Here is a 23,887-nt window from a genome sequence, read left to right on the forward strand (position 1 = left end):
AAGCCGATACACGATCGGCTTTTTACTTATTCAGCATCAAGCGGTACGACTGCTTCATGGAATAATCGGTCTAATTCAGTTTGATGTTTCTGTTTTGTCGCTTCATCCCAGCCAAAACGATCTGCCATATAGTCAACAACAGGCTGTGCATATGTTTTTGCCCAATTGATATTAAATAATAGGCTGCCTGTTCTTCTCAAGAAGAAATCGACAGGTGTTACAGCCAATTCTTCTTCGATCGCATAGACAAGTTCAGCCAACACATATGCGGGAATGTTTCGTTTGTCTGCTTCCCCTTGAAGCTGCTCTACACGCTTGAAGACATTGCTGACGTTTGAGCCATATTTCTCAGCTAATTTTTGTGCAATCGGTTCTGTCAAACCAACGGATGCTCCTTCTGCCGTTTTCGCTTGAACAAAGGATGCCATATTTTTCGAACCGCCTACATGCCCACCTGAAATTGGCATATGTTTCGTTTTACATGGTCCGAAATCTTTTCCAGTTTCCTCTTTCAGTCCATCACGTACAAGATTCACAATGTGTTCAGCCATTTTACGGTAACCTGTTAATTTACCGCCGGCAATCGTGATTAAGCCTGAAGATGATGTCCATACCTCATCTTTACGAGAAATTTCTGAAGGATCTTTCCCTTCTTCATGAATGAGTGGACGAAGACCAGCCCAGTTAGATTCAACGTCTTTCTCTGTAATGTTAAGATCTGGGAACATATATTGAATGGCTTTGATCACGTAATCACGATCTGCTTTTGTCATACGCGGATGTTCCAGCTGTTTTTTGTAAACGGTATCTGTTGTTCCCACGTACGTTTTTCCTTCTCTTGGAATCGCAAAGACCATTCGTTTATCAGGTGTGTCAAAATAGATTGCTTGTTTTAATGGGAAAACAGATTGATCAAATACTAAGTGAATTCCTTTTGTATGTTGTAAATGTTTCCCTTCTTTTGAGTGGTCCTTGTCTCTTAGCTGATCGACCCATGGACCTGTCGCATTGACGATTTTTTTCGCATATACATCGTATGTTTTCTGTGTTGTGACATCTTCAATGACAACACCGACAACTTTGCCTTTATCATAAATAAATTCTTTTACTTTCGCATAGTTGACCGCTTCTGCCCCGAATTTCACAGCCTCTTTCATGACTTCAATTGTCAGGCGTGCATCATCTGTACGGTATTCAACATAGTAGCCCCCGCCTTTTAAGCCATCCTTTTTCACAAGTGGTTCTTTTGCAAGTGTCTCTTTTGCACTTAGCATACTTCTGCGTTCACTATGCTTAACGCCAGCTAAAAAGTCATATACTCTAAGTCCGATTGAAGTTGAAAACTTACCGAATGTCCCGCCTTTATGCATCGGAAGAAGCATCCATTCTGGCGTTGTCACATGAGGACCGTTTTCGTATACGATGGCACGCTCTTTACCGACCTCTGCGACCATTTTCACTTCAAATTGTTTTAAATAACGAAGTCCACCGTGCACTAGTTTCGTTGAGCGGCTAGACGTACCCGCTGCGAAATCCTGCATTTCCGCAAGACCGACACGCATTCCGCGTGAAGCCGCATCAAGTGCCGTACCTGCGCCTGTAATACCCCCACCAATGATAAACACATCATATGGTTTTTTTGTCATGTCCTGAAGCATTTGTTCTCTTTCTAAGCTAGAAAAAGTCATCTCTTGTTCCTCCCATGTTGTACGGTAAAGAAAAAGAGACCGCAAACACCCAAAGCGTATTTCTACACTTCGGTGCTTGCGGTCTCTCCAGTTCTCCAACCGTTCTATTAACTTACTTGAAGTATACCATACTTTTTGTTTATTTGAAAGCTTGAGCTGCTTTTACAGCCTTTTTCCACCCGCTGTATAACGAGTCACGGCTGTCTTCTTCCATTTTAGGTTCAAAGCGCTTGTCAAGGTTCCATTGTTTTGCAATGTCTGAACGGTCGTTCCAGAAGCCAACTGCTATTCCCGCAAGATAGGCCGCACCGAGTGCCGTCGTTTCATTAATTTCTGGACGTTCTACTGGTACATCGAGCAAATCACTTTGGAAGCCCATTAAGAAATCATTCTTTACAGCCCCGCCATCGACACGCAATGTTTTAAGTGAGATGTTTGAATCTTTTTCCATCGCATCTAAAACATCTTTCGTTTGATAAGCAAGTGATTCTAACGTTGCACGAACAAAGTGCTCTTTAGAAGTACCGCGTGTTAAACCGAATACTGCACCTCGGACATCACTATCCCAATATGGTGTGCCTAAACCAACGAATGCTGGTACGACATATACGCCGTCTGTTGACTCAACACGCTCAGCATAAGCTTCACTGTCTTTTGAGTCTTTAAACATTCTAAGTCCATCACGCAGCCACTGGATCGCTGAGCCAGCAACGAAAATACTTCCTTCTAAAGCATATTCAACTTTGCCGTCGATGCCCCATGCAATCGTCGTTAACAATCCATGATCCGACTTAATTGCTTTTTCCCCTGTATTCATCAACATGAAACATCCTGTACCATATGTGTTCTTCGCCATTCCTTCTTCAAAGCAAGCCTGACCGAATAACGCAGACTGCTGATCTCCCGCCGCTCCTGCAATCGGAATATTTTTACCAAAGAAGTGATAGTCTGTTGTTTCACCATAAATGTGTGATGATGGTTTGACGTCTGGCAGCATGGAAGCTGGAACACCTAAGATATCAAGTAGTTCTTCATCCCATTTCAGATCGTAAATATTGAACATTAACGTTCTTGATGCATTTGAATAATCTGTCACGTGTGATTGCCCGCCAGTCATTTTCCAAATGAGCCATGTATCGATTGTGCCAAACAGTAAGTCACCATTTTCTGCTTTCTCACGAGCACCTTCGACATTATCTAAAATCCATTTCACTTTAGTACCTGAGAAATAAGCATCAATGAGTAGACCCGTTTTATTTCTAAACGTTTCATCGTGCCCTTGCGCTTTTAGCTCATCACAAATACCAGATGTTTGTCGTGACTGCCAAACAATTGCATTGTAAACAGGTGCGCCTGTATGTTTATCCCAAACAACAGCTGTCTCACGCTGGTTCGTAATTCCGATACCGGCGATTTGATCTGCTTCAATTCCTGATTCGATTAAAGCAGTTGAAATAACTGATAGAACAGAGCTCCAAATTTCATTTGCATTGTGTTCTACCCAGCCTGGGTTCGGAAAATATTGATTGAATTCCTTCTGAGCTGTATGGGCAATTTTACCTTCTTGATCAAATAAGATCGCTCTTGAGCTTGTTGTCCCTTGATCTAATGCGAGAATATATTTTTCTTTTGCCATGGTGTTTTCCTCCCCTTACATACTTTCATTGACAGCATTTGTCTGGTTTTTCGTAGAAACATAGAGTCCTAACAATACCACAACTAAAATAACGCTTACAATCCAAAAGGCTGGTGTGACGTTCGCTTTAAAGGCTGCATTATAGAAAACACCGCCAAATGCACCGCCCAAAATTGGACCAACAACAGGAACCCAAGCATATTTCCAATTTGATGGACCTTTACCTGGAATCGGCAGAATGGCATGTGCGATTCTTGGACCTAAATCACGTGCAGGGTTAATTGCGTAACCAGTTGTACCACCTAATGAAAGACCAATCGCGACAATTAAGAAACCAACAATCAGCGGATTGACTCCGTCTGCAAATTTATTTGCACCAATCGCTAAAATTCCTACCACCAATACAAATGTACCAATGACTTCACTGAGCACGTTTGCAAAAGTATGCGGAATCGCAGGACCAGTTGAGAATACGCCTAGTTTTGCACCTGGATCGTCTGTCGCTTTCCAGTGTGGTAAGTAATGTAAGAAGACAATAATAGCTCCGAGTAATGCGCCAAGCATTTGACCGACAATATACATTGGAACATCAGCCCAAGGAAAACTTCCTTCTAATGCAAGACCTATTGTCAGCGCCGGGTTTAAATGTGCACCGCTAATTCCTCCAGTGGCATAAGCTGCAATCGCTACTGCAAATCCCCATCCGAAAGCGATTACAATCCAACCGGACTGATAAGCGAGCGATTTCTTTAAACTGACTGCCGCACACACACCGCCTCCAAAAATAATCAGAAGCATTGTACCAACGACTTCACCCCAAAATGGTGTCATGAAAAATTCCTCCTCTGGTTCAGTTGCCATCCCCTATAAATGTGTAGAAAAGATACAGAAAAAAAGATCCACAACAAACATACTTTACATCAGGGTCATTTGTCACCTAGTAAAGTGTCGTTGTGGATCTCCGTTTCTCCATCACATGATATTAACTTAGTGCTATAGTATCAGAGGATGAAAACGTTGTCAATCAATTTTCACATTTTATCTTTTTCACTTTTGGAATGCTTTCCAAAGCTCTGTATTCGATGTGGTGACTGCTGTCGCCCCTGCTGCAAGCGCCCGTTCTACATCTTCTTTTGTTCGGATAAATCCTCCTGCAAATATTGGTATTCCAGCTCTTTCGCGCACTTCTGTAATTAAATCTGGCACGACACCCGGCAATACTTCAATAAAATCTGGACGATGTTTTCCGACAAACTCCATGCTTTTTTCCATCGCACTTGTATCAAGTAAAAACATTCGCTGGATGGCATATACCTTTTTCTGCTTGGCTTTTACTATGACAGAAGACCTAGTAGAAATAATACCAGCTGGTTTCATTTCCTGACAAATAAATTCCGTTCCGTACTCATCATGTTTGATTCCGTGAATGAGATCGACATGGACAAACATTTTTTTATGATGTGCATTCGCCTCATTCATGATGCCCTTAAGCCGCCCTAAGTGAACATCTAGTAAGACCCCATATGTAAATGGACTTTTTAAAAATTCCTCAAATTGCTTCATATTGCGAACAGCAGGTAGAATGGGTTGATCATGAAAACTCATATGCCGTCTCCTTCTAATGTGTATTGGTTCTATCTTCTCCTTACAGTAATAGAATCGCATGTTTTTTTCAATACACCTAGTGTGCCCATTGACCATTCAGCCTAGCAGATCAATTAAAACCTGATCCTTTCTGGACATAGAAAAAAGCAGAGAAACCTCTCTGCTACAGCGTGTAGGCAAACCCTCGCATTCTTTGTCAGTCCTGCGTGCTGGTGCTCACGAATGCCAAATTCGCTCCGCGCCAGTACTCGTCCTTCCTAGGGCTGCAAAGGTTTTCTATCACGCTGAAAAGAAGACAAAGGGCTAAAATAAATAATATTTTAGCCCTTTGTCAACAATCTGAAGCAGAGAAATCTCTGCTATAATTGTGCCATGCTTTCTTTTAAAGTATGAATAATGAATGAGGCGTCTTCATCAGTGATATTTAGCGGTGGGGCGAGCTGTGCCACGTTATTATAGCCAGCCACTGTATCGCCATTTTTCCCGATGATCAATCCTCGCTTTTTACATTCTGCAATCAATTGACCGACTACACTTGGATCAGCTGGCTTTTTTGACGCCTGATCCTGCACAAGCTCAATTCCAAACAGCAGGCCTTTTCCTCTCACATCACCGACAAATGGATGCTCTTTTAACTCTTGCAAACGTTCGAGCATGTCTTGGCCAAGCGTGCCTGACCGCTCCACTAATTGCTCGTTTTCCATGATCTCTAGATTAGCAAGTGCCACCGCACAGGAAGCAGGGTGACCGCCAAATGTATTCACATGCCGTAGCCTGTCATACGTATCTTCTCCTGCATACGCTTCATAAATGTCTCGTTTCACGCACGTTGCAGATAGCGGTAAATATCCACTTGTGATCCCTTTTGCCATGGTGATGATATCTGGTTTCACTTCCTCATGCATAAATCCAAACCGCTTTCCTGTCCGGCCAAAGCCGCATATGACTTCATCTACAATGAGAAGCGCTCCATGGGCTTCACAGATATCTTTGACCTTCTTCAAATACCCTTTTGGCGGCATTAAGATACCGCCTCCTGTAATCATCGGCTCCATGATGACGCCAGCAATGGTCTCACTTAATTCCCACGTCATTGCTTGATCGATTGCATCAGCACTTGCCAAGCTCTCTTGATCTTCAGGGTGCCGGTACATATCAGGCGGTGCGACATGGATAAACCCCTGTCCTAACGGTTCATATTTGTACTTACGCTGCGCTTGACCCGTTGCGGCAAGAGCTGCTGCTGTATTGCCGTGATACGATCGATATCGGGAAATGAATTTTGTTCGTGTACTCTCTCCCTTTTGCGCATGATATTGTTTGGCAATCTTAAATGCCGCTTCATTCGCTTCAGAACCACTGTTAGAAAAGAAGATCACATAGTCCCCGTCTAGCCATTCATTGAGCTTCTCAGCCAGCTGAATCGCTGGCACATGGCTTTGTGTCAGTGGGTAGTAAGGCATCGTATTTAATTGCTTATACGCCGCTTCTGCAAGCTCTTTACGTCCATATCCGGCATTTACACACCATAGTCCTGACATTCCGTCTAAATAGCGATTTCCATGAATATCTGTCACCCATGCGCCTTCTGCCTCATGAATCACCATACTTTCATTTTCTTTGTTTGTCCCTTTCATATGATGCCAAATGTACTGATCATCTTTCGCTTGAAGATCTTGTGCGTTATGTGTTTTCATCTTCCCACGCCCCCATGTATCCGTTTTCATCATCAAAGAAACTTAAACCGGTCCTGCATATGACCTCTCCATTCATTATATGGATAAAAAGTGAGGCATATGAAAACAAGACCGCCCGTGTCGTTACTCTCATTATAAAAAAGGGGCCAGACACATTACATTAGACAGATCGTCAACTGATTGAAAAGAACGATGAGACACTCTACTTGATCCCTTGGCAAATCTAACATATACCGTTAATGGCGATTTCCCTGTAAAAATTCATAAGCAATGATCGCAAATTCAAGCGCTTGACGTTTTGGCGCTTGCATCATATCCTCACCAAGTAAAGCATGAAGCTTATCCAATCTGTGATAAAGCGTCTGCCTCACAATATAGAGCTGGCTTGCGGTTTCTTTTTTAGAACCGTTTGTCTGTAAAAAGATATTCAGCGTCTGATAGAGCCTGCCGCTATTTTGTTTATCATATAAAATCACCGGCTCCAAATACTCTTTCACCATGCATTCTAATAACCCGCTTTCTTTCATGACAGGCATCAATCGAAGCATATGTAAATCTTGATAAAATGGGCTTTTTATCCGTTGCGGCATCACTTTCTTTAAATGCAGCACTTCTTTCGCTGCTTGAAAACTTTTTCTCATGTGCTGAAATTGCTCACAATATGAACCGATTCCATAATTGATGACTGCCTCGCCGGGCTTCTCACGGTCATATAATTGCGTGATGTCGTTTGCCGCTTTTTCTGCACGCTCTTTCCAGTCCTCAACTTTTCTTGTATTCAATAAAATAAATAAGGTTTGTCCTTGATGCTCGTACACAATCAAATAGAAACCAGCACGCTGAAAAATAGAACGGCAAGAGACAAGAAAATAAAGATTCCCTGCGATTTCTTCTATTTGGTGGTTTTTTTGAAAGAGCATCACCACACAGCCGGTCGGTTTTTTCAGCCCTTCTGTCTCCTCAAGGTGTTCTATGATCTCTCTTTCTGTATGATCTTCATGAAACCATTTTTGCAGCCATTCATTCTCTTTTGTCTTCTTCAGCTCTTCTGTATACAGCTCTCTTAAAGTTTGCTGGGCAAGGGCATTCGCTCCTTTATCCATCACAAGCAGTTCAAATTCCGAGAGTGTGTTCGATTGATGAATGAGGACGAGGTCTGCAAAGGTTTGTTTGAGTGCAAGGACTTGTTTTTGCGTCACTTCATATCCTTTTGGTAATGAAGCATATTGCAAATAATTCATCACCAGCTCTTCTGTTTGTTTGGAAGAATCACATAAAATAATCGGCTCACCTTGAACAGGGATCAGCAGTAGTATCCCTCTCACATGCTGATACACTTGATCCAAAATATCCATCTGCGGATGAGGAGTTAGTAAAAGCTCATTCAACTTTGACGACAAGGCTTCTAAATCTGCCATCATCTGATACTGACGTTCAATCATCATCGTATGGAGATGCTGTGTAATATTGACGAACTTCACTTCTTTTGTAAACAGAATTAGCGGAAAATCACGTTCTTCTGCATAAATAATCAGTTCTTCCGGTACATCAAACCGGAGCGGTACAAACTCAATACATAATCCAGCCGCACCTGAGTCAATCAACTGTCTTAAAAACGCCTGAAAGACTTCCAATTGATCATGGAAGCCTGCGGCCGTCGTTAAGATCAGCTCGCCTCCGTTTAACAAATCCTCTACAGCAGGCACTTCAAGTACATGTACCCATTTTACCTGCCGAAACAATCCCTTTTCCCCAGCTAACACTTTCGCATGCGTAAAATGCTTCGTTTTTAACACATCACTTACTTGAAAATGAACATCTACATTCATTCATAAGTCCCCCTTTGTTTGCCGTCCCCTATCCCAGAGGGTGCATGGATAAAATCCATAATAAAACAGGTAAAGTCACAATACTGAAAATCGTACTGAGAAACGTCGTGCTTGAGACAAACTCAGGTTTCGTTCGAAATTGCACAGCCATCAGCGTGGTATTCGCCGCAGTCGGCATCGCTGCAACTAAAATCATAATTTGTTTCACCAAATCATCTACCGGTAAAATAAGCGTAAAGCCGAATGCGATGAGTGGTGAGATAAACAGCTTCAGCAGCACCGCATAGGAAATATTACGATAATCCACTTGTTTAAAAGAAATCACTGCGAGCTGCATACCTAAAATCAGCATAATCGTCGGTATCGCTGCATCCCCGACCAGCTGAACACCTGTCATAAGCTCTTTAGGTAATGAAAGGTCAATGAGCTGAAATAATAGACCAAGAAGAGCCCCGTAAGCAACAGGCATACGCAGCACTTTTTTTAGAACGACCTTCAAGTCTCCCGCGTCCTCTCCACCTTTTGCTGCATAATACATGCCGATCGTACTCATGACGAGCTGCTGAAGGACCATTAGCACAATCGCAATATCTAAACCAGCTGCTCCAAAAACAAGAAGGACAACAGGCGTGCCATAATTTCCATTATTCATAAATGCTGATGACAAAATCATGGCACAATACGTTTCATTCGAATACCCGTAAATTCGAGATAAAATGAAGACACATAAAACAAGTGAAAGACAAAGCCCTACGACAAATATTGATAAGTACACATAGTCCATCGATACTTTATTTTGATAAAAGGTTTCAAACGCAAGAAATGGTGACATTAAATATAAAGACATTGATGAGAGCGTATGTATATCAAAACCAATTGTCTTCTGCCCAATATACCCTATAAGGAATATGCCGAACACTGGCATTAAGACAAGTAAAAACTCCATGTAGCACCTACTTTTCTCTAGATGAATTCCTTCTTTTTTACCCTCTTATCATACCACTGATCATCAATAAAAAAGAAGCTTCCTTATGAAAGGTCGCTTCTCTCCTCATCCATATAAAACACTTCCCATAAATGACCATCACGATCCTGAAAGCTCCAGCCATACATGAAATCATGGTCTTGTTTTTCTTTAAACGGTGAACCACCAGCTGCAATCGCACGCTCCACAAGCTCATCAACCTCTTCCCTCGTCTCGACCTGTAAAGAGATAATGACCTCTGCGCCATTTCTGGCATCTACCAATTCCTTCTCTGAAATGGATTGGAAATGCTTAAGTGATAACAGCATGACTGTGATCGTCTCATTCATCACAAAACAAGCAGCATGTTCATTCGTCAGTTCTTGTTGAAAGTCAAACCCCAGCTGTTCAAAGAAAGCCTTTGACTCATTTACATGCTTAACCGGCAAATTGATATACAGATGTTTAGATTGTCGCCCCATATCCCTCTCCCTTTGTAAAACATCATTTCCATTCAGTATATTCGTCTTTTCATTTGGCATCCCTTTGTCGCATGAAAAAATAAGCGGTAAGTCTCATTACCTTATTTTAACAAAAATGTATAATAAATCTCGTGCACAATACTAAATGAACTAGGAGGTTTTCTTAATGAAAACAATCGCAAAATCTTTGATGCTCTCCACCACTGTCCTTTTATTCGCTTCACCTATTACACAGACAGCTGATGCTGCATCTATTCAAACGAAGCAGGTGACAGCAGAAAGTGATTTTCAGCTTCCTTCAACAACAGACACCATTAAACAAAACATCGAACAATCTTTCCAAAAACAAGAAAAGTGGCTACAAAAATTAGAAGTGATTGCCGGACAAGAAAAACGTGAACAATTTGAACAGTTTTTCAACCAGCATGTAGGACCTGATTTAAAAAATCTTTTAGAAGAGTCTGATCTTACATGGAAACAAGTAGAAAAAACGATTTATCAATCTCTTGTTAAATCAGACGTTCCATTTTTAGCTGCCAAAAGCATTGCCCATTTTGCTACAGTGGCATTAAAGAAAATGTAAACATACAGAAAAGCGCCTCGCATAACTGCGGGGCGCTTGTTTTGATTATTTCTTATATTCAATATGGTACACGTCTCTTCTTCGGTCTTTCAGCTGACGAACCGTCCCATCTTGACGCTGCCTTCTTAATATTTCTAAGTCGACATCACCGACAACCACCATTTCAATATTCGGGTTGCATTCCCCTACAATGCCATCTCTTGCGAATTCAAAATCAGATGGTGCAAAGATGGCTGATTGTGCATATTGGACATCCATGTTTTCTGTTTGCGGAAGGTTTCCGACTGTTCCAGAAATGACCGTATATATCTGATTTTCAACCGCTCTCGCCTGCGCACAGTAACGCACTCGTAAATAGCCTTGACGGTCTTCTGTACAGAATGGAGTGAAAATAATTTTCGCTCCTTTGTCAGCTGCAATTCGAGCAAGCTCAGGGAATTCAATATCGTAGCAAATTTGGATCGCAATTTTACCGCAGTCCGTATCAAATACCCGGACTTGGTCACCAGCTGAAATCCCCCACCATTTTCTTTCATTCGGCGTGATATGCAGCTTATATTGCTTTTCAATCGTTCCATCACGTCTAAATAAATAGGCGATATTATAGATTTTCCCTTCCTCTTCAACGAAATGAGAACCACCAATGATATTAATGTTGTACTTGACCGAGAGATCTGTAAACAAATTGATGTAGTCCTCAGTATATTCTGTGATCCGCTGCACTGCTAGACTTGGTGATCTCTCTTCTAAATATGACATAAGCTGCGTTGTAAAGATTTCCGGGAAAACGGCAAAGTCAGCTGACGCATCTGATGCCACATCCACGTAATACTCCACTTGATTCATAAACTCTTCAAAGGAATGAATTTGCTTCATTGCATATTGAATGACACAAATACGTACTGGGAACGCCGATTTATAATATCTTTTCGATTGCGGGCGATAATCGACATTGTTCCATTCCATTAGCGTTGCGTACGTGCTGGAAGCTTTATCATCCGGCAAGTAATTCGGATTGATCCGCATCAGGCTAAATTCATTTAACAGCTGAAAAGATAGCACAGGATCATAAATTTGGTGCAGCATAACTTGCTCTACATATTGGCGAGGCGTCATTTCCTCTTGATATTTATGATAATTCGGGATACGTCCGCCAATAATGATGCTTTTTAAATTTAATCTTCTCGCTAAGTCTTTTCTTGCTTCATATAAACGATGACCGATTTTCATCCGGCGGTACTCAGGACTGACCATTACTTCAATTCCGTACATATTCATCCCATCTGGATTATGGTTTGTGATATATCCATCATCTGTGATGTCCTGCCATGTGTGACGATCATCGTATTCATCAAAGTTAATTAATAAACTTGAACATGAGCCAATAATTTCTCCCTCGAATTCCGCACAGAACTGGCCTTCTGGGAAATGTTCAAGGTGGCTTTCAAGGTGCTCTTTTTTCCAAGGGTCCATGCCTGGAAAGCATACCTCTTGCAATGCAATGATTCGGTCGATATCTTCTTCTCTAATATTTCGAATCACCATTCTTTTTTCAAATCGCGTTAAATCTAGTTTTTCTGCCATGATGTATTGCCCCCTTACTGATCCTCTTTTTCAAGCTGATGGAATAGCTGGAGCAATTCGATTTCAGCCATGGATTCTAATCTCGCGTCATATTCTTCAAACTGCAGTGTGCTCGTCACTTTATTTGGCACGATGACACATTTCATACCCGCTCGTTTGGCAGCGATTGACCCATTCACAGAGTCTTCAAATGCCACGCAATCCTTTGGCTCAACGCCTAAGCATTGTGCGGTTTGCAAATAAAGTTCTGGGTGAGGCTTCACTTCTTCCACATCGTCTGACGTGCGGATACATTCAAAGTAATCGAAAAGTCGAATTTGTTTCAGGTGATCAGACACCCATTTATAATCTGAGCTGGAAGCAAGTCCAATCTTAATTCCAAGCTCCTTTGCCGCTTCTAAATAAGCTTCTACACCAGGTCTTGCTGCTTCGTCCTTCATTCTCTTTTGAAAACGTGAACGCCGGTCTTCTGTGAGTGCCTCATGATCTAATGTCTTCCCTAACTGCTCTTCCAAATATTCAAAAGGCTTAAAACCTGCCTGCGTTCCAATCACATTTCCCCATACAGATAGAGGCAGCTCCGATTCATGCTCCGCAAACATTTCCTGCAGAACCTCATATTCATGTGTTTCTGTATCTAAAATTAATCCATCAAAATCAAATATAATCGCCTTTACCAAAGAGGCCACTCCTTTTTTCCGAAAGTCTGAAATATCTTCCATACTGCTATCATATCGTGAATAAAATTGACTTTCAAAGATGAATGTCTGCTAAAATGATTATGTATAAAAGGAGCCTGCATCGTTTTGTCAGGCTCCTGTCATGTTCGATTCTTTCTGCAAGAGATCCAAGCGCTCCGATTCGTGGAGAATAGACATTGTTGAAAAAGAGCGGAATTGGTATTACAGATCTTGAAGGTTTCTCCGTTCCCTTAAAAATAGTATGTGCGACGACCTTGTAAGTTAACAAGGAAGTTCACACCAACTTTTACGCATTTTGAAGGTGACGGCCTGCAAAATCATCTAAATCAAACGGGAAAGAAAAGCCGCACGCATTAACTTGTTCACGGTTGAGTTCAAATAACTCACGATCTCGTTTTGTGATATGTCGCTTCGGCTTTAAAATAATGGTATGTAATAGCTGAAGACCTGATAAGATACGAAAAGCATCATCCATTGTCCCGTTATACACACCATCAATGAATGTAAGCGGGGATTGTTTTTCCTGCTCTTCTCCATTGACAGAATGGGATAAAAGATCTTCGATTTCCTTTGATACTTCTTCAATTGCCTGCTCTTGAAGGTCTGTCGCAGCTTTCATTAATCTCACGTGGCATCTACCTCTCTGTCGTTATTACTCCATTCAGAATAGCACAGAAAAAAAGGCATTCGCTAAGGTAAGTGTTTCCTATATATACCCAAAGAGAGGACGAATATCATGATCATAAAAGGACACACGCTCTCCCTAAAAGTAGGTGAGCAGCAAAATGGCATTTCCTTAAGTCAATTTTTAAAAGAGGAAGTGTCTGCCTCTAAACCGATTATCCATTTTTGGATGGAGCACCAAAAAGTCCGTCTCAATCAAAAACCTGCACACCATGCTGCAAAAGTGAGTACAGGTGATCAGATTCTCATTGATTTATTTGAGACGGAAGAAAGTGATGTAACGCCAGAATACGGTGAATTAGAGGTACTCTTTGAAGACGAGCATTTATTAATTGTCCAAAAGCCTGCTGGAAGGCCGACGCATCCAAATGAAAAAGGACAAACAGGTACGCTGGCGAACCTAGTCGCTTTCCATTTTCAAGCAAATGGAGAAGAAAAGCGGGTCAGACATATACATAGGCTGGATCAAGACACAAGTGGCACCGTCATTTTTGCCAAACACAGGTTGGCACATGCTGTACTCGATCAAATGCTTTCAAAAAAAGCAATTAACAGAACGTATCTTGCCATCGCACAAGGACTGTTTAAGAAAAAGAAAGGAACGATCCAAGCAGCCATTGGACGTGATAAACACCATGCCGTCAGAAGGAGGGTTTCTCCTACTGGTCAAAGCGCCAAGACTCATTATGAGGTCTTCCATCTCAATAAACGTTTACAGATGACGGCCGTTAAGCTGCGATTAGAAACAGGCAGAACGCATCAAATTCGGGTCCATCTTAGCAGTCTCGGGCATCCTTTAGCTGGCGATACATTATATGGCGGGAAGCGTGACCTGATACACAGATGCGCCCTTCATGCCAAACAAGTAGACATGAACCATCCATTCACAGGTGAAAAGCTGACGATAGAAGCACCGCTCCCACCTGATATGGCTGAATTAATTGACAATATGTAGAAAAAAGAGCCTGATCATACAGGCTCTTTTGACGTTAGACAGATGCTCTTTTCGCATAAATAATGTACCGCTCTGGTGCGTTGCCGACAAAATGAAATGGATAGCATGTGGTTAACACAAGCTCTTCTTTTTTATTTTGTAAGGTAATAATGGATGTATCATGCTGATCCACAATTTTCGTATGCGTAATTTCATAAACAAACTCACCATACGGTACAGTGATTTTCAGCTGATCCCCAATATCCAGTTCACCAGTCCGGCGGAAGACCGTATCCCTGTGTCCCGACAAAACGATTTGTCCATTTTGATCAGGATAATAACTGCCTTTATAATGACCGACGCCTTTGGCAAGGTCGTCCGCATCTGTCCCTTCAACAATCGGCAAATCGGCTTTTAATTTCGGAATGGTCAGAATGCCAGAGGCTTTCCCCATTTCAGGTGAAAATTTTTCCTTTGTCATCCCTTGATCAGTTTCTACGACCTTCTTTGCTTCCTCTAACGAATGTGCTGTTTGTAAGTGAGTAGAAGCGATTTGCCAAATTCCCCAGCCAAGCACCACAATCCCCGCTGACATAACAATCACTGCAAGCCATTTTTTCATGCGTTAACTCCTTTGTCTTTGCTGATGATTCTTTAGCTTGCTGCTGCCTTTTCTTCTTGTTTTGCTTGTTGAATTCGGCCCTCTTTTTGATACACAATAGAAGCTCCCTCGAAGCTCTTTACAAAAGCAACCGTTGCTTCTAAATCTTCTGGGCCTGTTTCCGGATTTTTCCCTAGCCGCCCAATCGGTGCATACTTACTTCCAGTGGCAGTCGCCATGAAGTTGTTCACTGTGAGTGTATACGTTTTATCGAAATCAACGGAAGAACCATCAGGCAGTTTTAAGTCGACTACTTTATATGTTAACGGATCGTACGAATAAGAAAAGCCTGAAATGCTATAATCTGGTCCAAATTGAGGAGATATTTGAGCTTCAATGATATCAACTAAATCTTTCCCCTTGATGTCCAGCTTTACTAACACATTTCCAAATGGCTGAATATTAAAGAGGTCTCCCCAAGTAATGGGTCCTTTTTCGAGATTTTGTCTGATACCGCCGCCATTCATCATGGCAAAGTCACTTTTCATTGAATATCTCATACCATCAGCAATGAGGTTGCCAAGTGGTGTATCACCATCATTGGAATAGCCACCTTCCATCTTGACGCCAGCTTCTCCAACAACCTCACTAATAATCGGCTCCACTTCTTTTCCGTAATGGGCTAAAATGTCCGCTGCTTCCTGATCCTTTTCAATACCAGCCTGGTCTACATACTGGATGTTTGCACTCTTTTTGACAATATCTTTTGTTTTCCGGTCAAGTGTGACATTGACTTCTCCAATTGCCTTTCCGTATTCAAAGGCTTGGACAATTAATTTTCCATTCACTTCTCCATTAACCACTTCGTGATTATGGCCAGCGAAAATGACATCAATTTCGTCATCACCTTCTTTGGCGAGCCTTGCGCTTTCTCCAGTAATGGTATCGCCATTTTGAGAGGCGGTCATATGAGCCAGAACTGCGATCGCTTTAATTCCTTTTTGCTTTAATTCTTTCGTTGCTTCATTGACAGCTTTGACTTCATCAGTAAATTGAATGTCTTTAATTCCTTCTGGCATGACCATGCCTGCCGCTGATGTTGTCACAACCCCGATAAAAGCCACAGGAATTCCTTCGACATCCATGATTTCATAGGCTGGTAAAAGTGGTTTGCCAGTATCCTTGTATTCACAGTTTGCACAAACAAGCGGGAAGTTCTGCCCATCGTATCCTTTTGTGCCTTTCGGGTGATCTCCACCTTTTAAGATGCGCAATAGTTCATCCACACCTTCATCAAACTCATGGTTGCCAACTGTCCCAACGTCAAAGCCGATGTTCTCCATTAGTTCAACGGTTGGTTCATCTTGTAAAAGAGAAGATATTGGCGAGCTTCCGCCTATCATATCTCCTGCATGAACTGTCAGTGTATTTTTTTGCGCAGCTTGCTTTTGTTTTATATAAGCCGCCACATAATCCATCCGTCCATATGTTCCTTTACTGCCATCACCTTTTACATCCAGCTCATATTGCTGATCAATTTTCCCATGCAAATCATTCATGCTTAAAATGGTTAATGGAACTTCACGGGTTGATTCTGACGCCTGATATCCAGCCTGCTCTGCTTCTTCTTTAGAAACAAAAAAGATACGTTTATCCACATCGATCTCATTCCAGCTGTCAGGTGATACGTAGGTTTTTGCAGATGAATCACCCACATAACGTGTGAGCCCTTTTTTCTGCTCGCGTGCTCTAAATTCAAACGGCTGTTCTAGCAGAGGGTCTTCTTCATTCCAAATACCAAGCCCTTTTTCCTTGGCATCTTTCACTGCTTGCTGGAACATCAGATACTCTTTTTCATCTCCAACAGGCCAAATGAAATAAGTAGGGGCATATCCTTTTTTCACAAGCTCTAGGTTCGTATTCAGCCCTTTTTTGGTTTTGACTTGAGCTAAAAGACGTCCATATCCATCCTTTGCTTCCGGGCCAATCTTTAATGTGACTCGATCACCACTTGAAAGAAGGGTTTTTAAATAATCCGTCGCTTTTTGTCCAAAACGCAGCTGGTTTTGATCTAATTCATTTTTTGGCTTGTGGTAGGTTTCTGGTGTGTCCATATTCACGAAGCGTACCTTTGTTGTGCCGAGCACAGGCTTCTTCAAATGAATGGTATCTCCATCCACAACACGATCTACCGTTGCCTCATATTCTTTTTTGATTTTTGGCGGCTTTGGCTGGTGCTTCAGCAATTTGACATCGGTTTTATGTCTTGGAAGTACTTGCAACGTATCGTATCTGCTTAAAACGCCAGTAAACTCATACCATTTTCCGGTCTTCACTTGATCAATGGCACCCGTATCAACCATGACTCTAAGGACTGTGCTATGATATTTTTTATCGATGATGACCACATTGTATCCACCGCCAGCTGGCTGATCTGGCGCTTGTTCTACATAGCCTTTTATCTTCACTAATCTTCCTTCATATTTACCTGCCTGATCCGTTTCCAATTGTTTCACTGAAACTCTCTTTGGCGAAGGCAATGGTTGATTCACAGCATCAATCTTCAGATGGTCTTGATCTGGCACAATTTCAATGAGCCCTTTATAAGTCGTGATCTTGCCTGTCACCGTGACCTTCATGCCAGCTTTCAGTTCTGGAAAATTCTTAGGCTGCGCAGAATAAATATTGAGACCAGCTGTTTTGTCTTGAATATATGTTGATAGTTTCCCATTCCCTATAGCGGATTGATCTGCTGTTACGATTCCGCTCACTGTTACCGTTTCTCCTATCAGTTTTCGGGCTTTTTTTATGTTCATCGGCTTTGTTTGTTTCCATAAAGTCTCCTTTTTCTCAGAAGAAGAAAACGCCTCAGCAGTCATCATACTAGGCAGTAAAGATTGCAGACTAAATATCACCAAAATCAAACAACAGACCATTCGAATGGATTGTATACGTTTCATTAGATTTCTCCCCTTTGAACTTCATCTCTTCTATTGTACAAAGCAATTATTGAGACTGGATGGATTTCATGTAAAGCTGATCTCAATTACTTGGAAACGTAATAATCACACGTGTCCCTTCAAAGCTTTTGCTCTCAAAACGAATGGTACCGCCATGGCTTTCAATAATCTTAATGGTCATCATTAATCCAAGACCCGTGCCTTTTTCTTTCGTTGTGTAAAAAGGTTCACCTAATTTCCCAATCTCGTCTTCTGGTATGCCCTTTCCTTGGTCTTCAAATATCAGCATCATTTGGTCGTTTTTCAATAATGAAGTCACTTGGATCACACCTGTTACTCCATCCATCGCTTCAATTCCATTTTTAAGAATGTTAAGGAACACTTGTTTTAGTTCATTTGGAATGCCTTGAATATGTGGCAGAGAGGGCGCCAGATTCTTTTGAATCGACACTCCTTTTAAGACCGCCTGAGATTCAACGACCATAATGACTTCTTCGAGCAGAAGATTCACATTCACCGGTTCAAATTTAACAGATTTGCTTCTAGAGAGCACAAGGAATTCGTTAATAATAGACTCAAGCCGATTAAACTCTGACATCATCACATCGGCATAATCCTTCTGATACTTTTTACTTTGAATCATTAGCTGTAAAAAGCCTTTTAACGACGTAAGTGGGTTACGTATCTCATGGGCAATACCAGCTGCCAGCTGTCCGACTGCTGACAGCATTTCAGACTTCATCAGCATTTTCTCAGACTGTTTTTGACTTGTAATATCCTCTGAAATCCGCATGACAGTAGACTGCATTTTGTCAGGGTCATCGATTCGGTGTAAAGAGACTCTTTCCCATCGCTCACGCCCTGATAAGTCCTGAAAATACAACTCACCTGTCCAGCTGCCCTCTCTTAAACACACGTCCCATTGTTTCACTAGATCATCACATTGACACAACGCATAATAGACAGAAAAAATATCTTTTCCGATCAAGTCATATTCATGCTGCTGTACAAACTGACAAAAGCGCTGGTTGACACACTGAATAACACCTTCTCCCGTTGCAACCACAATATGAATATGGCTGTTATCAAGTGCTGTCACCGCAAGATGAAGAGCCTGCTTCAATTTCGTCATTTCGGTCATTTTGATCCAGGTCATCACCGCTCCCTCGCGATCTTGATCATATAAAGGTGTCATATGAACCGTGAATTGTTCTCCTTCGTTCGTTTCAATTTCACGTTCGATCACGCGCCTATCTGAAATGACAGATTGAATATCATGATAGAGCATTTCCTTCGATAACTTCTTCACCATTGACTGAAACGTTTGCTGGTGCCGGGTTTGAGCTGAAGTGAATAAAGAGGTAGCTGTAGGAGTGTGATAGCGAATATTCATTTCCCGGTCCACAAACAACGTGGCAAGTTCTGGCTTCACAGACGGCCGGTACAGTTCTTCTCTTGTCACCTTTAAGTTGTTGATGATATTAATAAAATGCTCGTTTGTTTTCTCGCGCACTTCTATTTGCTTGTTTTTTTCTTTTAATTGAGCCCTTGCTTCTTGCTCTTTTTGTTTGACCTCATTGAGCTCGTTTTCTAAATCGACAATTCGCTGTTGATAAACCGAATTCTGCTCTAACATCCCTTTGTCCCTGCCGTTCTTTTGATTTTTTCCTCTCTCACTCTTCCGAATGAGAATGACGTATACTCCTTTAAAACGGCGATCAAAATGTTTCACTGTAAAATCTGCATACTGCTTTCTGCCATTTTCCGAAATGAGGACATGTTGAAAGACAACCTCAGTCTCTTCAGTCCACACCTTTTGAAAGCTTTGACTTAGTATCTCTTTCATATAATCAGGGGTTACATATTCACATAATTCATCTGAGACTTCTGCATGCGCTAAGAAAGAATAGGCACCGTTTGATATCGCGAGGATTTTCTCGCAATCGTCTATGATGAAACATGCATCATACTCCTGCTCTACTTCTTTCATATATTGGACAGCTCGTTTTTTTAACTCCGTATGACCTGCATTGTATTTAGGAACGTTTGAGTGAGTGTAAATGTTCCACTTTTCATTTAACAAATGAAATAAACGAGGGATATTGGGTACCTTTTCATTCGGTCCTAATATCAACATCCCTTGATCCTTTAGTGCATATTGGAATCGAGATAAGACTCGTTTTTGTACTTCTGGCTGGAAGTACATCAGAACATTTCGGCAACTGATAAAATCGAGGTGGATAAAAGGTGAATCGATCAATAAATTGTGAGGAGCAAAGACAATATGTTTTCTAAGCGACTGCTTCACAATAAAAGCGTCACCTTTTTTTTCGAAATATCGTGCCCTCCATTTTTCTGGTATTCGTGCCATAGACTCAAGCGAATAAACACCTTTGCTTGCACTTTGGATGGCTTTCCGGTTGATGTCTGTTGCAAACACTTGAAGTTCAATGGACACTTGTCTTCGTTTCATTTCTTCTAAAAATAACATCGCAAAAGAATAGGCTTCTTCACCTGTAGAACATCCTGCAATCCAAATGCGGCATCGAGATTTCCCATTTTTCAATGTATTATCAATGATCGACGGAATGATGTGATGTTCACATACTCGAAAGGCTTCCATATCTCTAAAAAAGGAAGTCGTGCCGCTTAAAAGCTGTACATGCAGGCGATCAAGCTCATCTGGTTCTCTCTCTAATAAACGATCGTACTCGGACAACAAGGAGATCGATTGGTTCGCACTCCTCATTCTTTTTTGAATGACAGAGAGCAGTCTGCGCTTCTCATAGGTTGAAAATGCAATTCCTTTATGCATTTCAAGACGTTCAATGATTCTGATTAAAACAGGGTCTGCAACATCTGTATGCGGAACGTTGATGATGTTGGCTATATATGACGCAAGTGAAGAAGGGTCTTGAAATGTTTGATGATACATACGATCAAACCCACTATTTGTCTCACTGCACGATATGGCTGTACCGCCTTGCTCAACGATTTGAAGCAAACCACTTCCTACACAATAGCCTTTTTGAAAAAAGATCGCATAGGCCTCTTCCTTTTGCACATTGGCAAGTGACTGAAACAACGAATTTACAGCACACGCCTTGTTTGTAGGATGCTGCTCTGTTATGTGTAGCCGTTTGTCTTCTGTCAATGTCACAGCTGCATGCTGCGGACAAACATAAATCGTATTTTTCATGACTTTCTCACCATGCTTAATCGGCTTTGCCCGGTAGCCAATCGGTAAAACAAGTGCTTCCAAATCAGTTACACAATCGCCTGTCACATGATTTTGCACAACAATAAAAGAGGCATTTAATTCATGCGGAAATGATTGAAAAAAAGCCTCAAGATGATGCTGTTCAAACGGCGAAACACCGATGCCAATCACTGGTGCCTGCACATGTTCGTCTTCTATCAAACGATTAATGATTTTGTCCTGCATCTGGTACCCCCATGTTCATTCGTCTGATACATTTTTTCGACAAAAAGGAAGAAAACCCTCTAATTGTAAATAATGTTTTTTGCATGAAAGGAGGAAAACTTCCTCACATTAAAACAGACTGTATAAACAGAAGGAGGATTCTTTATGCAAAACGATCAGCAACCAAACGTTCAAGGACATGTCCAGCAGCCCCAATTCAATCATGGCGGGCATGAGTTATTTGATTTACATGAGGTATTGGCAGGGACCATTAATATTTTGGATCAATACATGATCTTTCGGCAATTTATCCAAGATCCCGCATTATCCGACATGTTAGATCGACAATATCAATTTGTATTGTCCCAGTACAACGTCACGGTAGATTGCTTTTCTACTGGTCAAAAGCCTAGTGAAGAAACATCTACTTATATGATGAACGAACAGACACAGGTGACATACGGAATAAAACCATCTCAACCTAAGAAGCCAAATCAATCATTACAGGATGTAAAAGATGCGGGAATTACAGGGCATATGCTTGGTCTCGTGAAATCTCATGCTGGATTACTCTCAATGACTGCATTAGAGGTCACAAACCCTGTGGTACGACGTGTGCTTGCAGCGCAAATCCCGAACTTTATTGAAATGGCGTATGAAATTTTCTTATATCAAAACAAACATAGCTATTATCAAGTTCCGCAGCTTACAGCGCAAGATATGCAGGCGATGACGTCTACATTTGCCCCTATGCAGGGACAAGTGCAGATGCCGCCGAGCAAAGCCAACCAGCAAAAACCGCTTCATTAAATAAAAAAAACGGCCGACCTATTTACAGGTCAGCCGTTTTTTCTTTGATAATTCAGTTTAAATTGCTCTTCAAAATCTGTGAGACGTTGTCCTGTCGCTTGTTCAAACCCTCTATCAAAACGACTAGTTTTCGCCGTTTCCTCCATGATCTCATGTATGACATCTCGTCCATAAAGCTGCACAAGCTCATAGATCATATAGTAGCTTTGTAAATAAACATCTGTCTCATACGTCGTGCGAGATTCTTGCCAGTCTTGATCAGAATAAAGAGATTTGAAAGGAATGACGTCAAACCGTTCAGACGTGGCGTTCAGCACATCATAGGCCGTCCATTCTGCTGTCCCTTCATGGAACCAAAGGGGAAAGACGACTGGAGATACCTTATATGCATGCACCTTTTCATAGAAAACAAAATGGGCATACTCATGAATGAATAACGTGTTGAAAAAGTATAAAGGCAGTGTCTCTTTCTTCAACAATTCTTCCCGTTTATCTGGGTATAATCCAATCATATGATCAACATCAGAATAAAAACCTGTAATATGCTTGATGCCGGCAAATTGCTCAATCGTTTCTTTATCATCAAAATAAATGATATCTAACGGTTTATCAGCTTCATACTGAAACACTGACATCGTCCTCTTCTTTGCCTGTTCCAGCGCTTCTATGGTCAGATCGACAAAGGCGCCCTCATCCTTTGCATAGTAGATTCGAATATGTTCATAGACTTGCTTATTGAGTCCTTCCGTTAAGACCGTTTTAGGCGAAGAATGCTCCTCTAGATATTGCCCTGCCAGCTGGAACGCTACATAAATCAAGTACGCAGTGAACGCATAAAAAATCAAACCTGCTGCAATCATTCCGCTTACAAGTTTTTTATGAATTAATGACGGTTTTGCTTTCATTTACTCCCCACCTGAATTCATCCTGCAACCTCTTTCTCTTTCTATGAAAAAACAAAGATCAACAAGAGGTGATATATTTTTTACTTTATGCAGTCAGGTGCGCAAGGTGCGGTTCCAAACAAAAAAGCCGCATATGACATACGGCTTTTGTCGTAGCTATTTTGATTCAGGGAAGACACGTCGAACCGTTTCAGTAAACTCGTCGAAGAATCCTGAAATTGGTTCTCCACTTCTAATACGTTTTCCGTACCCTGCCATACGATCGACAAAGTCTGGATTAGCAGATACATACACATTATCAATTTGTTGATCCGTCGATTTGACTTTGTCAGAAATTTTCTTTTTCAAATCGTCTGTTACATCTCCGCTTTTATTGCCTTCAAGCACGACAGCAACAAATGCATTTTTCCCTGTGACAAGTACGTTCGCTGTTTTCACTTCAGACATGTTGGCAACAAGCTCTGATGCCTTATCTGCCACTTTCACCTTCTGAGGTGTCTGCACATTTGGTTGATCCTGTCTCATGTTGTCGTTCTTATATGTGACATTTTCGTACTGTCGTTTCATTGTTCCTCTTCGTTCATCGCCCTGGTTGTTCATTCCACACCCAGCAGTGATCAATGTTGGAACGAGTAATAAAGATAGCATCCATTTCTTATTCATCAATTGATTCCCTCCTTTTGCTCATAGGTTTTTCATCCAGCAGACTTTTTATGCACACATCCTCTATTTCAGCAATGAATTCATAAATCAGCCTTGATTGGTCATCCTAAACATGATGAAGAAGTATCATCACGATC

Annotated in this window: 19 protein-coding genes; 3 read left to right on the forward strand and 16 right to left on the reverse strand. The window is 41.5% G+C overall.

Annotated elements, in window-relative coordinates; genetic code table 11:
- Positions 1-26: 26 nt before the first annotated feature.
- The 8 genes from glpD to EBQ12_RS04625 all read right to left on the reverse strand — a co-directional run bounded on the left by glpD (position 27) and on the right by EBQ12_RS04625 (position 9,901).
- Positions 27-1,688 (reverse strand): glycerol-3-phosphate dehydrogenase, encoded by a 1,662-nt coding sequence (glpD, locus tag EBQ12_RS04590; RefSeq protein ID WP_017360355.1) that lies wholly within the window; start codon positions 1,686-1,688, stop codon positions 27-29.
- Positions 1,689-1,827: 139 nt separating this feature from the next.
- Complete coding sequence (glpK, locus tag EBQ12_RS04595) at positions 1,828-3,324, reverse strand: glycerol kinase GlpK (protein ID WP_007497075.1); 1,497 nt, start codon at positions 3,322-3,324, stop codon at positions 1,828-1,830.
- Between the two features lie 15 nt (positions 3,325-3,339).
- Positions 3,340-4,155: an MIP/aquaporin family protein gene (locus EBQ12_RS04600; protein WP_008349011.1), complete on the reverse strand. Its 816-nt coding sequence runs from the start codon at positions 4,153-4,155 to the stop codon at positions 3,340-3,342.
- 216 nt (positions 4,156-4,371) lie between these two features.
- Complete coding sequence (locus EBQ12_RS04605; protein ID WP_017360356.1) at positions 4,372-4,929, reverse strand: glycerol-3-phosphate responsive antiterminator; 558 nt, start codon at positions 4,927-4,929, stop codon at positions 4,372-4,374.
- A gap of 359 nt (positions 4,930-5,288) precedes the next feature.
- Positions 5,289-6,626, reverse strand: a complete 1,338-nt coding sequence (locus EBQ12_RS04610; RefSeq protein WP_125589173.1) for an aspartate aminotransferase family protein — start codon at positions 6,624-6,626, stop codon at positions 5,289-5,291.
- 236 nt (positions 6,627-6,862) lie between these two features.
- Positions 6,863-8,455 (reverse strand): PucR family transcriptional regulator, encoded by a 1,593-nt coding sequence (locus tag EBQ12_RS04615; protein ID WP_125589175.1) that lies wholly within the window; start codon positions 8,453-8,455, stop codon positions 6,863-6,865.
- A gap of 28 nt (positions 8,456-8,483) precedes the next feature.
- A complete protein-coding gene (locus EBQ12_RS04620; protein ID WP_125589177.1) occupies positions 8,484-9,401 on the reverse strand; it encodes an AEC family transporter in 918 nt (305 codons plus the stop codon).
- 83 nt (positions 9,402-9,484) lie between these two features.
- Entirely contained in the window at positions 9,485-9,901 is a 417-nt protein-coding gene (locus EBQ12_RS04625; protein WP_008349030.1) for a VOC family protein, read from the reverse strand.
- A gap of 166 nt (positions 9,902-10,067) precedes the next feature.
- Between EBQ12_RS04625 and EBQ12_RS04630 the strand changes: the two genes are divergently transcribed.
- Complete coding sequence (locus tag EBQ12_RS04630; RefSeq protein WP_007497062.1) at positions 10,068-10,484, forward strand: hypothetical protein; 417 nt, start codon at positions 10,068-10,070, stop codon at positions 10,482-10,484.
- 45 nt (positions 10,485-10,529) lie between these two features.
- Here EBQ12_RS04630 and EBQ12_RS04635 read toward each other — a convergent pair whose 3' ends face one another.
- From EBQ12_RS04635 to EBQ12_RS04645, 3 genes are all read right to left on the reverse strand, one after another.
- Entirely contained in the window at positions 10,530-12,068 is a 1,539-nt protein-coding gene (locus tag EBQ12_RS04635; RefSeq protein WP_007497061.1) for a bifunctional GNAT family N-acetyltransferase/carbon-nitrogen hydrolase family protein, read from the reverse strand.
- Positions 12,069-12,082: 14 nt separating this feature from the next.
- Entirely contained in the window at positions 12,083-12,748 is a 666-nt protein-coding gene (locus tag EBQ12_RS04640) for an HAD family hydrolase (RefSeq protein WP_125589179.1), read from the reverse strand.
- Between the two features lie 307 nt (positions 12,749-13,055).
- Complete coding sequence (locus EBQ12_RS04645) at positions 13,056-13,397, reverse strand: DUF5365 family protein (protein ID WP_035392580.1); 342 nt, start codon at positions 13,395-13,397, stop codon at positions 13,056-13,058.
- 108 nt (positions 13,398-13,505) lie between these two features.
- On the opposite strand from EBQ12_RS04645, the gene EBQ12_RS04650 reads away from it, so the two are divergent.
- The gene (locus EBQ12_RS04650) at positions 13,506-14,408 is read left to right on the forward strand and encodes an RluA family pseudouridine synthase (protein ID WP_125589181.1); all 903 of its coding nucleotides are present in this window, start codon (positions 13,506-13,508) and stop codon (positions 14,406-14,408) included.
- Positions 14,409-14,442: 34 nt separating this feature from the next.
- Here EBQ12_RS04650 and EBQ12_RS04655 read toward each other — a convergent pair whose 3' ends face one another.
- From EBQ12_RS04655 to EBQ12_RS04665, 3 genes are all read right to left on the reverse strand, one after another.
- Positions 14,443-15,009 carry a class D sortase gene (locus EBQ12_RS04655; RefSeq protein WP_025207002.1) on the reverse strand — a complete coding sequence of 189 codons (567 nt, stop codon included), beginning with the start codon at positions 15,007-15,009 and terminating at the stop codon, positions 14,443-14,445.
- A 32-nt stretch (positions 15,010-15,041) separates the two neighbouring features.
- Positions 15,042-17,948: a 5'-nucleotidase C-terminal domain-containing protein gene (locus tag EBQ12_RS04660; protein WP_125589183.1), complete on the reverse strand. Its 2,907-nt coding sequence runs from the start codon at positions 17,946-17,948 to the stop codon at positions 15,042-15,044.
- Between the two features lie 82 nt (positions 17,949-18,030).
- Entirely contained in the window at positions 18,031-21,393 is a 3,363-nt protein-coding gene (locus EBQ12_RS04665; RefSeq protein ID WP_125589185.1) for a CheR family methyltransferase, read from the reverse strand.
- A 144-nt stretch (positions 21,394-21,537) separates the two neighbouring features.
- Here EBQ12_RS04665 and EBQ12_RS04670 point away from each other — a divergent pair, with 144 nt between their 5' ends.
- Entirely contained in the window at positions 21,538-22,182 is a 645-nt protein-coding gene (locus tag EBQ12_RS04670; RefSeq protein WP_050827090.1) for a spore coat protein, read from the forward strand.
- A gap of 29 nt (positions 22,183-22,211) precedes the next feature.
- On the opposite strand, the gene EBQ12_RS04675 is transcribed toward EBQ12_RS04670, so the two are convergent.
- The gene (locus EBQ12_RS04675; RefSeq protein WP_048003247.1) at positions 22,212-23,087 is read right to left on the reverse strand and encodes a hypothetical protein; all 876 of its coding nucleotides are present in this window, start codon (positions 23,085-23,087) and stop codon (positions 22,212-22,214) included.
- 156 nt (positions 23,088-23,243) lie between these two features.
- Positions 23,244-23,750 carry a YhcN/YlaJ family sporulation lipoprotein gene (locus EBQ12_RS04680; protein WP_008349054.1) on the reverse strand — a complete coding sequence of 169 codons (507 nt, stop codon included), beginning with the start codon at positions 23,748-23,750 and terminating at the stop codon, positions 23,244-23,246.
- Positions 23,751-23,887 lie beyond the last annotated feature (137 nt).

The sequence above is a fragment of the Bacillus sp. 2B09 genome, from assembly GCF_003946835.1.
Taxonomy (GTDB): domain Bacteria; phylum Bacillota; class Bacilli; order Bacillales; family Bacillaceae; genus Bacillus; species Bacillus altitudinis.

What these genes read in the sequence shown, in the direction of transcription:
- EBQ12_RS04600 (WP_008349011.1), bottom strand. Translation starts at nt 4,155, where the DNA reads ATGACACCATTTTGGGGTGAAGTCGTTGGTACAATGCTTCTGATTATT.
- EBQ12_RS04610 (WP_125589173.1), bottom strand. Translation starts at nt 6,626, where the DNA reads ATGAAAACACATAACGCACAAGATCTTCAAGCGAAAGATGATCAGTAC.
- EBQ12_RS04605 (WP_017360356.1), bottom strand. Translation starts at nt 4,929, where the DNA reads ATGAGTTTTCATGATCAACCCATTCTACCTGCTGTTCGCAATATGAAG.
- EBQ12_RS04655 (WP_025207002.1), bottom strand. Translation starts at nt 15,009, where the DNA reads ATGAAAAAATGGCTTGCAGTGATTGTTATGTCAGCGGGGATTGTGGTG.
- EBQ12_RS04620 (WP_125589177.1), bottom strand. Translation starts at nt 9,401, where the DNA reads ATGGAGTTTTTACTTGTCTTAATGCCAGTGTTCGGCATATTCCTTATA.
- EBQ12_RS04675 (WP_048003247.1), bottom strand. Translation starts at nt 23,087, where the DNA reads ATGAAAGCAAAACCGTCATTAATTCATAAAAAACTTGTAAGCGGAATG.
- EBQ12_RS04665 (WP_125589185.1), bottom strand. Translation starts at nt 21,393, where the DNA reads ATGCAGGACAAAATCATTAATCGTTTGATAGAAGACGAACATGTGCAG.
- EBQ12_RS04670 (WP_050827090.1), top strand. Translation starts at nt 21,538, where the DNA reads ATGCAAAACGATCAGCAACCAAACGTTCAAGGACATGTCCAGCAGCCC.
- EBQ12_RS04630 (WP_007497062.1), top strand. Translation starts at nt 10,068, where the DNA reads ATGAAAACAATCGCAAAATCTTTGATGCTCTCCACCACTGTCCTTTTA.
- EBQ12_RS04660 (WP_125589183.1), bottom strand. Translation starts at nt 17,948, where the DNA reads ATGAAACGTATACAATCCATTCGAATGGTCTGTTGTTTGATTTTGGTG.
- glpD (WP_017360355.1), bottom strand. Translation starts at nt 1,688, where the DNA reads ATGACTTTTTCTAGCTTAGAAAGAGAACAAATGCTTCAGGACATGACA.
- EBQ12_RS04635 (WP_007497061.1), bottom strand. Translation starts at nt 12,068, where the DNA reads ATGGCAGAAAAACTAGATTTAACGCGATTTGAAAAAAGAATGGTGATT.
- glpK (WP_007497075.1), bottom strand. Translation starts at nt 3,324, where the DNA reads ATGGCAAAAGAAAAATATATTCTCGCATTAGATCAAGGGACAACAAGC.
- EBQ12_RS04615 (WP_125589175.1), bottom strand. Translation starts at nt 8,455, where the DNA reads ATGAATGTAGATGTTCATTTTCAAGTAAGTGATGTGTTAAAAACGAAG.
- EBQ12_RS04680 (WP_008349054.1), bottom strand. Translation starts at nt 23,750, where the DNA reads ATGAATAAGAAATGGATGCTATCTTTATTACTCGTTCCAACATTGATC.
- EBQ12_RS04625 (WP_008349030.1), bottom strand. Translation starts at nt 9,901, where the DNA reads ATGGGGCGACAATCTAAACATCTGTATATCAATTTGCCGGTTAAGCAT.
- EBQ12_RS04650 (WP_125589181.1), top strand. Translation starts at nt 13,506, where the DNA reads ATGATCATAAAAGGACACACGCTCTCCCTAAAAGTAGGTGAGCAGCAA.